Raw genomic sequence first — 12,502 nt, 5'->3', positions numbered from 1 at the left:
GGTTGTAGAGCACCATTCAAGGCAGTCGTCAAAAACGGCTGCAGAGGACTCGCAAAATCCTGACCGGAATGGCAGTTGTGGTTAAAAAAGCAGTTACCAATTGATAGAAGTACCGTACCTTGATGAAGAGGCGGCGATACTATCGACTCTCGCTTCCGTTGCTAGAACGATGACTGCTGGTAACCCTTGAGGAGTCTCCATGGCACGTATTCGCCGACTGAAAATTAGCAACTTCAGGTCTATCCAGGCACTGGATTGGATGCCTTCCCCCGGCATTAATTGCCTCATCGGCCCTGGCGACAGTGGAAAGTCCACCATCCTCGACGCTATTGATCTCTGCCTTGGCGCTCGCCGAAGCAGCTCATTCGGGGATATGGACTTCTTCGCTCTGAACGTTGAAGTGCCTATCACTATTAGCGTGACGCTTGGTGATCTCCCTGCATCCTTGATGGACATCGACCTGTACGGCGAGTTCTTGCGTGGATTTAATCCCGAAACAGGGGCGGTCGAAGATGAACCACGTGTTGGTCTTGAGACTGTCATTACATTGCTTCTGCAAGTCGGTGCCGATTTGGAGCCTTCTTGGACGCTTTTCTCTGAGCGCGCTGAACAGCAGCAGCTTGAGCGCAGCCTTCCATGGAAAGAGCGAGCGGCATTAGCCCCCGCCCGCATTGGTAGTTTTGCAAGTTCGAACCTGTCGTGGAGTCGTGGCTCGGTGCTCAATCGCCTTACCGATGAACGCGCGGAACTTGGCGCCGAGCTCGCGCGCACCGCTAGGCAGGCAAGAGCCAATTTTGGGAATCAAGCGGCCGTACATCTAAGCCAGACGCTTGAAGTCGTGCAGCAGACAGCGCAGCAGCTTGGCGTTTCGGTCGGGGCGATGCCGCAGGCACTCCTTGACGCACATTCTGTATCGATTGGCGAAGGGGCCATCGCGCTGCACAGCGAAACAGGCATTCCGCTCCGATCCCTGGGTACCGGTTCGTCACGCCTGCTAGTGGCTGGACTTCAAAGGGCTGCGGCCAGTACCGCGCTTATTGCTCTAGTCGATGAGGTGGAATATGGACTTGAACCTCATCGGCTGATGCGGTTCCTCGACTCCCTAGGCGCCAAGGACGCCGCTGCTCCGCTGCAGGTCTTCATGACGACGCACTCGCCGGTAGCGCTTCGCGAGCTGTCCGGTTGCCAGCTATTTGTTGTTCGATTGGGGGCTGAACGTCATAGCGTTATGACTACTGGAGGAGCCAACGAAATACAGAGCACTCTTCGGACCGACCCGGAGGCGTTTCTCGCTAAATCCATTATCGTCTGCGAGGGGGCAAGTGAGGTTGGTTTTGCGCGCGGCCTTGACCAATGGTGGGGCAGCCTTGGGGCCACCTCTTTTCTGGCACATGGAGGTGCTTATGTGAACGCTGGAGGCGGAAGTCCCGATAACAGCCTTATCCGAGGAACCGCACTTCTAAACCTAGGTTATCGGGTTCTGGTTTTTGTGGACGCCGACAAACCTGCGACCGTAGGACTCGCGGAAGCATTTTTGGGCGCAGGCGGGCAAGTTCTTACATGGCGTCCGGGCCTAACTTTGGAGGATGAGATCTTCCGTCATCTCAGTGACCAAGCACTTGATGCCCTTCTGGCGAAAGCCGAAGCAAGAGTGGGTGCGGAACTGATGAACGAACATATCCAGACGAGGTCCCAGGGACGAGTGACGCTGGACAACATCCAGATTGAACGACTTGCGGATGGCTACTCACCCACGAAGCGAGAGCTGCTGGGCACCGCATCCCGTATCCGCAACAGCGGGTGGTTCAAGTCATTGACAACCTATCAGGAAGTCGCGAAGGACATCGTTGGCCCGTCTTTGCAGAGTGCAGATGCGGGCTTTATCGCCGTCACGAACCAGCTTTGGGCGTTTACAAGTGCCTCTTGAAATCGACATTTTCGCCATTGAGCGTGGCTCCATAACAGCCCCCGCAGGTTGTGGGAAGACGCAGCTGATTACTGAGACACTCATCGCGCACACGGAGACCAAGCCCATCCTCGTACTAACTCACACGAACGCAGGCGTTGCGGCTTTGCGCGCACGCCTGAGGCGTGCAGGCGTCCCTAGTTCCGCGTATCGGGTCTCCACCATCGACGGATTCTCGATGCGCCTTATAGCCAAGTTCCCGGTGCGAAGCGGCCACAACCCTCAAATCTTGGAGCTCAACCAGCCCAACACTGACTACCCTGCGATTCGGGAGGCTGCTAGGCGGCTTCTGCACTCAGGGCATCTCACTCAGCCTCTCTGTGCCACCTATACTCGGTTACTTGTTGACGAGTACCAAGACTGCAACATCGTCCAGCACGCCATTGTGTCGAGTTTGTCTCAAGTACTTCCGACCTGCGTGTTCGGCGACCCGATGCAGGCCATCTTCGGTTTCCGCGGGAATCAACTCGTACATTGGGTAAACGAAGTTCAGCTCCAATTTCCGGCGGCGGGTGAACTGAGGACGCCGTGGCGCTGGATACTGGCTGGAGCTGAAGACCTTGGGCAGTGGTTGCTCGCCATCCGGCAACAACTTCAGGCCGGCCAGTCGGTGGATCTGCGCACGGCTCCGAGAGAAGTACGCTGGGTTCAGTTGAGCGCCGGAACTGAAGTCCAGCAGCGCCTAGTGGCCGCGAGAACTGTGGCACCTAACGCTCAGGGCAGCGTCCTCATCATCGGGGACGCCATCAACGTGCAAGGCCGTCATCAGTTAGCGAGCCAGACACCAGGAGCCATGGCTGTAGAAGCTGTCGACCTACGAGATCTAGTTAACTTCGCAAGGCAGTTCGACCTGCAGGGCGTCAATCCCCTGAGGCAGCTTGTCGACTTCGCCTCACGCGTGATGACTGGGGTTGGTGCCGCAAACCTAAGAGCGCGTGTTGAGTCTCTGCACGGCGGGCGGGCTCGAACGCCTCCAACTCCGGCCGAGGCTGAGGCTGTTGCGTTTCTCGCGGAGCCAACGCTAGCGCAAGCGCATCGTTTGCTCAATGTCCTCGCTGACCAGCCTGGCTCGCGCGTGTTCCGACAAGAAGTCTTACACTGCTGCCGCACTGCCATGCAAGCAGTGGCAGGAGGGGCATCCGACTTTCTGACTGCGGCCATTCAAGCTCGCGAGCGTAATCGACATCTCGGCCGACCGATTGCACGGCGTTCGGTCGGCAGCACGTTACTTCTCAAAGGCCTGGAGGCGGACGTCTCGGTGATTCTGTATCCTGAGTCGATGACAGCTCAAAACCTTTATGTCGCCCTGACACGTGGCGCAAGGCAAGTTGTAGTGTGCTCTCCTACGTCCATACTTACGCCGCTGCGAAACGGTTGAGTCGTTTCGTGATCAGGGCGTGATTGGCTGAACACCTAGTTGTAATGATGCATCAGGTACTGGCTGATATCCTGCGGAGTTTGCTGCCCGGTCATGTAACTCGTGGTCGGTATCCGTCTGCTTTCAAACTGCGAAATACCCGTTCCATTGGCGCGTTATCCCACAGTTTCCTCGGCGGCTCATGCTCTGGCGCATGCGGTAGCGCCACAATCGTTGGTGAAATTGGCGACTGGCGTATTGGGATCCGGGATCGGAGTGAAACAGCATCTCGATCTGGCGGGTATTCTCGCCTAAATGGGTGTCCGGTTTCATTAGACCACTACAGCATTGTGTATTCCTGAGTCTGGCGAAATCATTCTGTATCGGTGCCTGTCATCGAGGCAGAATCTGCGCGATGGGCTGTGCTTTCCGGCCGTAGATGATCAGTCTCACCTACGACTGTGAGGCGGTTTCTGGGCTTGGAAGGGCTGCCTGACAAGTTGAAACTGTCTGATAATCGTCGGGGAAATAGCTTGTTGAAGGTCATCAGGACCGCAAGACAGGATAGGCTGCACACGTTTTAGCTCTGGGAAATCTGAAAAACTCCCATCTAAGAAACGAAAAATCATCCAAGTCGATTTCGCCCGGTACGTAGGTAATGGGCTGAAGCCAAGAGATAAGTTTGACTCGCTTACATAGTCGGGTTTTGCGTTTCTCGATCGCTAGAAATTCTAAATCTAAAAGGTTGATCGAAAATTATCAGTCGGCTATCCTGCCAAATTCGACGGAGAAAAATTGCTGAGGGTAGATGTGAGCGCCGTAGGTTTCGATAACATTCTGACGATTGAAATTGATCGCCTTGATGATTTGTTCAATGAGCAACCATCTAGGCGCCATGCATTTGTTGAAGACCCAGTACTTGAGCTTCCTGGGGTGGCAATTATTGCTTCCCGTACGAGCGCTTTGCGAAGGGAGCTTCTGGCGAGAATAGCTAATCGCAAGATTCCTCATTTAAATCGAAATAATCCTGATGAGTCCCTCTTGTTAATCCCGAATCACGGGGCTCAAGTGTTCGTGCGACAAATGCTTGCGGGCATGAGCAAGGTGGATTTTAAGGATTTGGATGCGGCGAGTATTAGTGATGATAACTGGCCTCGTATAACTTCTGGAGTTAATCTTCTTGATCAAAGCAGTGGTGACAAAGGTTTTGTAGAGGATCCTCGATTTAAAATGATCACTATATCACTTTCTGTTACGGATCTGGTTGAGTTAATCGGAGCTACAAAGTCAGGAGCGACAATAGTTCTAGAGAATTACCATATGCTGCGTGGTTTAACTGATGGCGCGTCAATTATGGCAGACCTGAGAAATGCCGCTGTAAGTGCCGGGGCCTATCTATATATGGGTTGTGGTCTTTCCCACTGGCATGAGTTGCGCGATAAAGGAGGTCTTTATCTGTCGGATTTAGTAGAAGACATGACTGAAGCCATTCATGTCGCAGATTTAATTACGATATTGGCCCCTAACGTATCGGGTGCTCGCGCTGTGGTGTTTGACGCGCGATATAGTGCTCCGTGGAAAGGCGAGCTGCGTACGTTGTTAGAAAAGTCATAGCTTTCGAGAGCTGGAGGTCACCGGCTCTTTTCTTGCAGATCAAAATTTACGAGCTACTTCCTTTCATCGAAGTAGTAAGTGATGTATTGAAGACGTTTGACTGCAGGCAGTGTGTCAAGTTCAGTCAAAAGCTTCCGGAAGGCATTGCTAAAATCCTAGGGAGATTGTTGCTGAAGTAATTAAGTCATGAAGCCATCGAACGATGGAATGGGATAACCCAATTCTCTTTTAGCATCCACCGACGACGAGCAAGAGTCGCTTGGTTTCCGAGGCTTGGAGCCAGTGATGGTCTAGTTCGCTTCCCGTTGTAAATGATAGTCGCGGGCGCTTCAATCCAGGCGCATTTTATTGCTCAATGGCTGTAGCCGTCACCAGCGCGGGGTAGTGACGTATGCCCAACCTCTGCGCCAGGTCATCCGCGGCAGCCGGCACCATCTCCAGTCCAGCGCCCAGTTGGCGCAACTCATCCAGCGCCTGCATCCGCTGCACATTGACCACTAACCCAATGGCCTTCATCTCATGCAGCACCTGCGCACGGGCCACCAGCCAACGCCGCGAAAGCTCATCATCACCCACCAGAAACACTGGCCGTAACCCGGGTGCGTTGTTCACACGATTGGAGAGCTTTCCTGGACTGAGCTGCTCAGACTTTACCGGCAACATATCCGCTTCGCTGTACGCCTTGATACGCACCGGCGGTAAGGTCATGGCCCGGGCCGGCTGCTCATCCGGCAACAGGTTGAGGGATCGATAATAGGCGAGGGCAGAGCTGCCCCCACGGTCCTCAACAACGATCAGCTCCGCTCTGGCTATGGAACAAAAACAGAGTGTCAGTGTGGTCAGCGCAACCGAGGCAAACGAAGCACGGGGTGTATGGGAAGCAAGTAAAACGGTAGCGATACTCATGATGTCTTCAATCCTTGAAGTGAGTGCGAGTGATTCGATTGAGGTGGCTGGAAAAAGCTTGTCGAAAGCGCGCAGCAGGGACACCCCCCGCCGGCCGGTGATAGCGACCTGCGGCAGTGACCCAGTCGACTCCCGGTGATTTGTGCTCGAAGAGCAGGGCGGTCACCACCTTCAAATTGCGGTAGGGGTCCAGGGCATCACACGGTTGCGCAAAGTGATGGCCATTCCAGCCCAGGTTGACTTGCCCAAGACCGGCGTCCACCCGTTTGGCCCCTTCGTCCTGTATGGCTTGCAGCAATGCACTGCACGCTGCTGACCGATCCGCAAAGCGATAGGCCTTACCGGCAACGTTCAGTGTCCAAGGCCAGGGAATCCGTTCACCGCGCAATAACGTACCGCTCTCTTGCAGGGCCAGCGCATACAGCACCTGTGAAGGCACCCCCGTGCCATGGGCGGCCAGTTGATACGCGGGCGGCGGTGTGTCGCTGGCAACGACCTTCATCGCCACCAGGCATCCACTGCCCACACCGACCAGATACCGGCAAACACACTGTCGAAACCGAACCAGCGGTGCCCCGGGCCGGTACCGATCCCGAGGTCGAAACTTACGCCTCGGGTTCATTGCCGTTGCCATTGGCCGTTCACCTGGCGCATGACCGCCGGGAAGGCCCCACTGTCGCCGAGCGCTGTCCAGCGCCCGGCATCGTGGTTCAGGGTGATTTCGCGACTACGAACCTTGGAGGACTCAATGCCCACCTGGCTGGCCCACCCCCGAATGAGGTCGTCATTGCTCCGACTCCCGACCAGGTACAGGTCAAAGCCCTGGCCGTCGCTCTGAAGCTGACTGATCCGCTCAACACAGCCTTTGCAGTCGGTGGTGACAAACACCGACAACCGCCCCGACGCCGTGACGGGAGACGCCTGTGGCTCGCTGCCGGCACCAATCAGATCAACAGGCAGCAAGCCTGGGTACAACCGCTTGGCCGCTTCGTCATAGGCATTCTGATAAGCGAGCAGCTTCTGCACACGGGTGTATTCCGCCCGGACCTGCATCTCGGCATAACGTCGTTGTTCATCCTGGTCGCGCGCCTCAATCCCCAGCGCCGTCAGCGGATCGAGGTTGGGTGAGTAGAGCCCCAGTGGCCCCTCCATCAGATGACGGTAGCGGGCCCACTCTTGCTGCCTGAGCCCCCACTCGGCGGCCAGGTTTCGGTCCAGCGGCAACAGCCGCTGTTCACGTATCGGACTGCTCTCGACTTCCGATTGAACGACGCCCACGGACTCCGCCAGCACCAGGGGTTGCCACAGCACACCGAGGCTGCCCCACACCAGAAAATAGGATGCTTTCATGAGGCGGCCTTCATCCAAAGGAAGCGATTAGAGACGTGCCATTGGGGCGGACAAAGTGAGCCTTTCCGGGCCCCAGTGACCGCAACCGCCAGCCGAGAAAGACGGACTCAGGCCTCAGCAACTGAATATCGCCCAGCTGGCTAAAGCCCATTGGCGCCACCGCCAGAAATGACTCTCCGCCACGGGATTCCATGCCCAGGAGGATGAAAGGCAGACGTGCCGATTTCACCGGCACGGGTGAACCAGAGGCCGTTCGTGCAGGTCGCCGCTTTTTCACAACGGGTTCTGAGGGCGGTGACGAGGCGGATTCAGCGCCCGAAGTAGCCGAGGCATCTGGTGCCGAGGCGGCTGCGGACAAAGCGTCAGCGCCTGGCGTGGGTGCTGGTGATGAAGGGAGGGGCGGGCTGCTGTCCACACGGCTCTTGAGCACCTGCAGCAGGCCCTCGGTGCTTTCCAGTCGAGCGGCCAGTGCGGTCAGGTCCTGCAACGACGCAACACCCCCTACAGGCCCAGCCACCTCAAGCGCATCCAGACGCTGAAGGATCGCCTGTTCAATGACCCGAACGTCATCCGCCTTCGCATAGTCCTGCTGCCTGTCACGCCATTCGGCACGCACCTCATCGAACTGATGTTGCATGTTCTCCAGGGTGGCCAAGGTGGGCAGCGATTCTGCCACTGTGGCGATCGTCGAAAGCTTGCCTCCCAGGTACAGCGCACCCGCAGCCAGCAGCACAACCGTTCCGCTTTTAAGCGAGTGTGGCAAGGGGCCGAGGCGCTTCATCATTCACCTCCTGGCGGCAAGGCCGCAGGTGAAGTGAGCGCCCCAGAGGCAACCCCTCCAGACCCGTGCGCCGAAACGCGATCCCGTGCCACAAAGCAGATCTGGCGCGCCTTCTCGTCAACCTCAACGCGCCAGGCCGGCCCCGCCAGAACCCGCATCGCGTTGTGCAAGGTGATAGGTCCCAGGTGGTACTGCGACGCCGGCAGCGGATGGGCATACAGCCTCTGCACATCCTCTGCACCGCTACCGGTCCCAGGACACAATCGATAACCCGACCGGCGAAGGGCATACGTCATGGCTTCCTGGACGGTTGGGTTCAGCGTTTCGGGCATTCGGAGATCGATCACCTGGCTCAGCAGATCCAACTGCTCAGCCCGGGGGGCGGTGTTGGCAAGGGTGTAGCGCCCATACCGCACCGGAGCAGAGGGCTCTGGCCGCAAGACCAGTCGCTGCCGTTCCGAAACCAAAGGCATCGTAGAAGGGGACGCCATCAACGCGGGCGGATCATCCCTGTTCAACGACGACACGCAGCCTGACAGCGTGATCACCGCCAACGAGAATACGAGTGTTATTGCCGCCGGAGCGGCGGCCAAAGGGAGCGTACGAGAGCAAAACATCCATGTGTCCTCACGAGGGTGTGAGGACACGGTGTCAAATCCGCGAGGAGGACGCCCTAAACAAACTGGATCAGGTCAGATCTATTTCGAGAAAAGCGCCCCTCCCTGATTGCAGGAACATGCCTCGGGTGGGCTGATGCCAGGACGACTCTTCCGCTGGGCTTCAGCCGTATGACGGCACCAGGAGCGGTTTACGCCCCCTGAATCCAAAACTGTCGGTGGCGACAGGGGCATTTCTGCTTTCCGTGGGATTACGCCCGCCTGCTTGAACACAAGCGGCTTCACTTTCTGGATATTCCCGATGACTTCCAGTACGTGGACCTTGAACTGGTGGACATGCTTGAAGACACCGTGACGTCCTACCTGACTACCTAGGTGGTGTGAGTCTACTTTGCAACGCTCGCAACTAGACCGCCGCTACCCGATCAAAAAATGTACCTTGAAAGACGCGCCTGGTTAGTCGATGCCAACGGTGCGTGAATGCCCATTCGATGTGTTGTTGGGGATTTACGATTGCCCAAGAGCCGCTACACTCCCAGCTCTCTGTTTTGGACCCCGCTATGAATCTTTCCGATGTCGTTCTTGTGCTGCTCTTGGCCGCACGCATTCATGGTACTGATGAAGCGGTGAGGGCATCGGCCAAGAGCTGCGTGAAGAAGCTGCCACGGTCCAAGCGCGACCTGATCTACAACGTGATCAACAGCCGCAGCCCGATGGACCTGATAGCCGTTCTGGCGGAAAGCCTCGACGACTAACACGGCAAAACGCTCTCTGCATATGTGAGGCCCGGGACCTTCTTTTGCACTTCTGTAGCGGCGGCTTAGCCCTGAATGCCCAGGGCGAAGTGGACATGTGCCCGTACGGAGGTGTGCCCCCGTATGGGATGAGTGATTGCGAATCAGCACGCAGGCTGTGCCGAGCAATAGAGGTGAGCGACAATCGCCAGCCTACCTTAGAGCACGTTGAGTGAGCTGTGGCCTATTTGACTGAATCTATCCATGCAAGGATAGGCACCATGATGATAATAGGAACGACGCACTGTAATAGAATAGTGTTCCGCAGATTCTTGTTGAATTTGATCATATCCAATTCGGACTTTAGGTCTATGAGCAAACAGGTTAATTCATGGCCCTGAGAAATGATGGACGAATGAAGCTGGTGTTCTCGCTGCCTGAGGGTCGACCTTAATTCGTAATCGACCTCTTTCAACTCATAGCTTGAAGCAAAACGGCCAATGTCGGTCTTCCAAGCAGCCACCGCCGTCTTGAGTTTTTCTTCAATACAACCAGTCGATTTGAGCGCATTTTTCAGGTGTTTTGAGGACTTCATCGTATCTCCTGCAATCGATCATTTGTCCGGAGGCACTGCCTGACGGCAAGCCCGCGTCAGTGTGAAAATCGGGTATTCAGTCGGCTGGGGTGCCGATGACTGTCCCCGCTTATGAATGCCCGGCGTACCGCACTGATCAACGCACTCCTGTACGTCGTGGCCTTGTAGATCATGACCACCTGACGAGGGGCTGTCCTCGACAGCGACCCCGTGAAAATGGTCGATCAATTCCGTTGGTTGAGGTAGTCAGGCATTTCCTACTATTTGGTCGGCCCAAAGCTGACTTGATGCCTGTAGGTGCATGAAGGGAGGGGCGAATAAGGCACTTGGCCGATTCATGTCAGAACGATCCTACGCTCGCGCTCATTTCGGCGCACCGCCGGTTCTCAATGACCCCCAGAGGCTTATCCTTGGACGAAAAAGCCCGACAAGGCCGGGCTGAGTGTGAGGGAGGGGCGGCCTCAATCGCCTCAGGGCGGCGAGTGAGCATTAACCGTATCAATCATGAACAGAGCAAGGGTTCCCTGTTCCATCCTGGCAAAACGGACAGGCATTCATTTCGTTCATTTCCAGCGCGTTATCCCAGCCGCCGATCCAGGACTTTCTCAGCTCCCTGACTGAACCGAGCAATAGGGGAATGGCACGACGGGGCAAATCTTCGACAAAGGCCATCATTCCAAGGCGTTCAGCTTCAAAGCGAGCTTCCGACTCCAGGTCGAGGTCATTCGAAATACGCGCCTTTTCAAAGCTGACTCGGACATCCAGCTCATCCAAAAAATGAGAGGGGTGAGGTATGGGCATCGAATTCTCCAAATGTTGGGACTGATCACTTCCCTTCAGGTGAAAGCGCGGGCAAAAAACCGCGTAATGACGGGCAGCCGTCCTGCCACGGGGCCGGCCTGGCCAGGACCACGGGAAAAGTGAAACCACAAAAGTGGGCGCCCGGGGAGGGCGCCTTGATAAGGGTTACATCAGGCCGTGGAGGGCCATGGAGAGGGGTTCGCCGGCGCCGACGATGAAGTGATCCAACAACTTCACGTCAATGAGCGCCAGGGCTTCACGCAGTCGTTGGGTCAATTCACGATCAGCATTGCTGGGTGTGGGGCATCCCGAAGGATGATTGTGAGCCACGATGATCGCTGAGGCGTTATGGGCGATTGCACGTTTGAGTACCTGTCGGGGGTAAACACTGGTTTGAGCAATGTCTCCGTGAAACATCATTTCAAACGCGAGGGCGCGATGCTTGATGTCTAGATAAATAACGCAAAAGACCTCACGGTCCATCCCCGCCAATTTTAGCTTGAGGAAATCGCTGACCTTTGGCGGGTCCTGAAGCTCGGGGCCCCGAGTGAATAGCCGGCGATCCAGAATTTGCATGGCTTTTTCGATCAACAGATCTTCCTCGGCACTGCTTTGAGTTTCTGGGGCCTGTCTGTCATTCAAGGCAAGGTTAGAACTCATGGCGTCAGCCTCTGTATTCAGTCATGGAGGCACGGTACCCCATGCCCCCTAAGGTGAAAGAAGGCGCCGGTCAGGGCGCCTGGATAAGTGATGGATCAGGCCGCGTCGTGCGCGACCGCTGGGTCTTCCAGGGCGTCGATTGGATCGCCGCTACCGGTGCCCTCCGAGTTATCAGCCGTCACTGGCTCATCGGTGATATCCGGCACATCGGCTAGATCCGTTGTAACCGCCGAATCGACGTCTGAGGCTGGCTCCTTGGGCGGTGCGGCGTACACCGTTTCACCGTTGATTCTGAGCATGGAAAGAGAGAGCAAGTTGCTAGTCAGTCCTGCCCCCGGCTGACTTCGTCGCTCACCTTTCTGATGGATGTAGGGACTGACCCAAAGGTCGCTGAGCGTGAAGCACGCCAAGACGGTTTCGCGTGAACTGTTGATCTCTTGTGCGCAATGGCTGATGAGCTGCTTCGCTTCAATACCGACCACCGTGCAGTCGATGTAGGTGTAATCGGTGCTGTCTGCCGGGCCCTGGAGTACGGCAACAGAAACCTTCAGGTACGACTGCCTATGACGCGTAAGCGTTCTGACGCTGTTGAGGTAGCCGATGCCATGAAGGTACAGGTTGAAGTACTTTTTCTCTTCGGCAGCAGGTTGAGTTTGATCGGTCATGAGTGTCTCCAATTTCAACAGAAAAATGGGGAAACACTCATCCCCAGGGGAAAGTGATTCCCCGTTGGGTTTAGGTGCAGTAGGCATTCGATCGTCAAAGGTACTGACGACTGACCGCAGTGATGAATGCGAGAGCGGTCCGGTGGTGATCAACACGAGCATCGCGTCGTAGCTTTTTAGATCCGAGCTACCTGGGCATGTTGCCGACAACGTCGGCAGGACACCCCCTCAGCATGAGAAAAGAGCCTCTGTCGGTCTAGTCTCCCTTTCAGATAGGGCCTGTCGGATATTTCGACGTGGGCGTCAGCGCTCAGAAAGGATCATGTTGTTCTGGTCCACTGCCTGAGCCTCAATTCCAGTCCGAGCTTATTGTCTTGTAGACGAACAAAACCCCACCCCAGCGTTGCGCCATAAATGTAATGGGGCCAGTCCAGTTTTCCCCTGGCATCCCACGCG

At 56.2% G+C, this 12,502-nt stretch carries 13 protein-coding genes and 1 pseudogene; 4 read left to right on the top strand and 10 right to left on the bottom strand.

Annotated elements, in window-relative coordinates; translation table 11 throughout:
• The first annotated feature begins 199 nt into the window (after positions 1-199).
• Positions 200-1,927, top strand: coding sequence for an ATP-dependent nuclease (locus HX866_RS33160; protein ID WP_177141216.1), 1,728 nt, complete (start codon positions 200-202; stop codon positions 1,925-1,927).
• The gene (locus HX866_RS33155) at positions 1,917-3,344 is read left to right on the top strand and encodes a UvrD-helicase domain-containing protein (RefSeq protein ID WP_177141215.1); all 1,428 of its coding nucleotides are present in this window, start codon (positions 1,917-1,919) and stop codon (positions 3,342-3,344) included. Before HX866_RS33160 ends, HX866_RS33155 begins: the two co-directional genes overlap by 11 nt.
• 115 nt (positions 3,345-3,459) lie before the next feature.
• Here the strand turns inward: HX866_RS33155 and HX866_RS33150 are convergent.
• Positions 3,460-3,611, bottom strand: a pseudogene (locus tag HX866_RS33150) (IS3 family transposase); the annotation flags it as partial.
• A gap of 522 nt (positions 3,612-4,133) precedes the next feature.
• Between HX866_RS33150 and HX866_RS34550 the strand changes: the two are divergent.
• Positions 4,134-4,937: a hypothetical protein gene (locus HX866_RS34550; RefSeq protein ID WP_256345061.1), complete on the top strand. Its 804-nt coding sequence runs from the start codon at positions 4,134-4,136 to the stop codon at positions 4,935-4,937.
• A gap of 345 nt (positions 4,938-5,282) precedes the next feature.
• Here the strand turns inward: HX866_RS34550 and HX866_RS33140 are convergent, their stop codons facing one another.
• The 5 genes from HX866_RS33140 to pilL2 all read right to left on the bottom strand — a co-directional run bounded on the left by HX866_RS33140 (position 5,283) and on the right by pilL2 (position 8,447).
• Positions 5,283-5,843 carry an integrating conjugative element protein gene (locus HX866_RS33140; RefSeq protein ID WP_177141214.1) on the bottom strand — a complete coding sequence of 187 codons (561 nt, stop codon included), beginning with the start codon at positions 5,841-5,843 and terminating at the stop codon, positions 5,283-5,285.
• 7 nt (positions 5,844-5,850) lie between these two features.
• Complete coding sequence (locus HX866_RS33135; RefSeq protein WP_177141213.1) at positions 5,851-6,345, bottom strand: lytic transglycosylase domain-containing protein; 495 nt, start codon at positions 6,343-6,345, stop codon at positions 5,851-5,853.
• A gap of 116 nt (positions 6,346-6,461) precedes the next feature.
• Entirely contained in the window at positions 6,462-7,193 is a 732-nt protein-coding gene (locus HX866_RS33130) for a TIGR03759 family integrating conjugative element protein (protein WP_177141212.1), read from the bottom strand.
• Between the two features lie 10 nt (positions 7,194-7,203).
• Complete coding sequence (locus HX866_RS33125) at positions 7,204-7,977, bottom strand: hypothetical protein (protein ID WP_177141211.1); 774 nt, start codon at positions 7,975-7,977, stop codon at positions 7,204-7,206.
• Positions 7,974-8,447, bottom strand: coding sequence for a PFGI-1 class ICE element type IV pilus protein PilL2 (pilL2, locus tag HX866_RS33120; RefSeq protein WP_256345065.1), 474 nt, complete (start codon positions 8,445-8,447; stop codon positions 7,974-7,976). Before pilL2 ends, HX866_RS33125 begins: the two co-directional genes overlap by 4 nt.
• 704 nt (positions 8,448-9,151) lie before the next feature.
• Between pilL2 and HX866_RS33115 the strand changes: the two genes are divergently transcribed.
• Positions 9,152-9,346: a DUF7740 domain-containing protein gene (locus HX866_RS33115; protein ID WP_177141209.1), complete on the top strand. Its 195-nt coding sequence runs from the start codon at positions 9,152-9,154 to the stop codon at positions 9,344-9,346.
• Between the two features lie 223 nt (positions 9,347-9,569).
• Here the strand turns inward: HX866_RS33115 and HX866_RS33110 are convergent, their stop codons facing one another.
• The 4 genes from HX866_RS33110 to HX866_RS33095 all read right to left on the bottom strand — a co-directional run bounded on the left by HX866_RS33110 (position 9,570) and on the right by HX866_RS33095 (position 12,046).
• Positions 9,570-9,920, bottom strand: a complete 351-nt coding sequence (locus HX866_RS33110) for a hypothetical protein (RefSeq protein WP_177141208.1) — start codon at positions 9,918-9,920, stop codon at positions 9,570-9,572.
• A 498-nt stretch (positions 9,921-10,418) separates the two neighbouring features.
• Positions 10,419-10,721: a hypothetical protein gene (locus HX866_RS33105; protein WP_177141207.1), complete on the bottom strand. Its 303-nt coding sequence runs from the start codon at positions 10,719-10,721 to the stop codon at positions 10,419-10,421.
• A gap of 165 nt (positions 10,722-10,886) precedes the next feature.
• Positions 10,887-11,381, bottom strand: a complete 495-nt coding sequence (gene radC / locus HX866_RS33100; protein ID WP_177141206.1) for a RadC family protein — start codon at positions 11,379-11,381, stop codon at positions 10,887-10,889.
• A gap of 95 nt (positions 11,382-11,476) precedes the next feature.
• On the bottom strand, positions 11,477-12,046 hold the full coding sequence (locus tag HX866_RS33095) for a DUF3577 domain-containing protein (RefSeq protein WP_177141205.1): 570 nt from the start codon (positions 12,044-12,046) through the stop codon (positions 11,477-11,479).
• Between the last annotated feature and the right edge of the window lie 456 nt (positions 12,047-12,502).

This window comes from Pseudomonas gingeri (assembly GCF_013386165.1).
Lineage (GTDB): Bacteria > Pseudomonadota > Gammaproteobacteria > Pseudomonadales > Pseudomonadaceae > Aquipseudomonas > Aquipseudomonas gingeri_C.
The sequence above is the reverse complement of the archived record's forward strand: the minus strand, read 5'-3'. Positions and strand labels throughout refer to the sequence as shown.

Excerpts from the sequence above, each read along its gene's own strand:
- HX866_RS33160 (WP_177141216.1), top strand. The coding sequence starts at position 200 with ATGGCACGTATTCGCCGACTGAAAATTAGCAACTTCAGGTCTATCCAG.
- HX866_RS33140 (WP_177141214.1), bottom strand. The coding sequence starts at position 5,843 with ATGAGTATCGCTACCGTTTTACTTGCTTCCCATACACCCCGTGCTTCG.
- HX866_RS33135 (WP_177141213.1), bottom strand. The coding sequence starts at position 6,345 with ATGAAGGTCGTTGCCAGCGACACACCGCCGCCCGCGTATCAACTGGCC.
- HX866_RS33130 (WP_177141212.1), bottom strand. The coding sequence starts at position 7,193 with ATGAAAGCATCCTATTTTCTGGTGTGGGGCAGCCTCGGTGTGCTGTGG.
- HX866_RS33125 (WP_177141211.1), bottom strand. The coding sequence starts at position 7,977 with ATGATGAAGCGCCTCGGCCCCTTGCCACACTCGCTTAAAAGCGGAACG.
- pilL2 (WP_256345065.1), bottom strand. The coding sequence starts at position 8,447 with ATGCCTTTGGTTTCGGAACGGCAGCGACTGGTCTTGCGGCCAGAGCCC.
- HX866_RS33115 (WP_177141209.1), top strand. The coding sequence starts at position 9,152 with ATGAATCTTTCCGATGTCGTTCTTGTGCTGCTCTTGGCCGCACGCATT.
- HX866_RS33110 (WP_177141208.1), bottom strand. The coding sequence starts at position 9,920 with ATGAAGTCCTCAAAACACCTGAAAAATGCGCTCAAATCGACTGGTTGT.
- HX866_RS33105 (WP_177141207.1), bottom strand. The coding sequence starts at position 10,721 with ATGCCCATACCTCACCCCTCTCATTTTTTGGATGAGCTGGATGTCCGA.
- radC (WP_177141206.1), bottom strand. The coding sequence starts at position 11,381 with ATGAGTTCTAACCTTGCCTTGAATGACAGACAGGCCCCAGAAACTCAA.
- HX866_RS33095 (WP_177141205.1), bottom strand. The coding sequence starts at position 12,046 with ATGACCGATCAAACTCAACCTGCTGCCGAAGAGAAAAAGTACTTCAAC.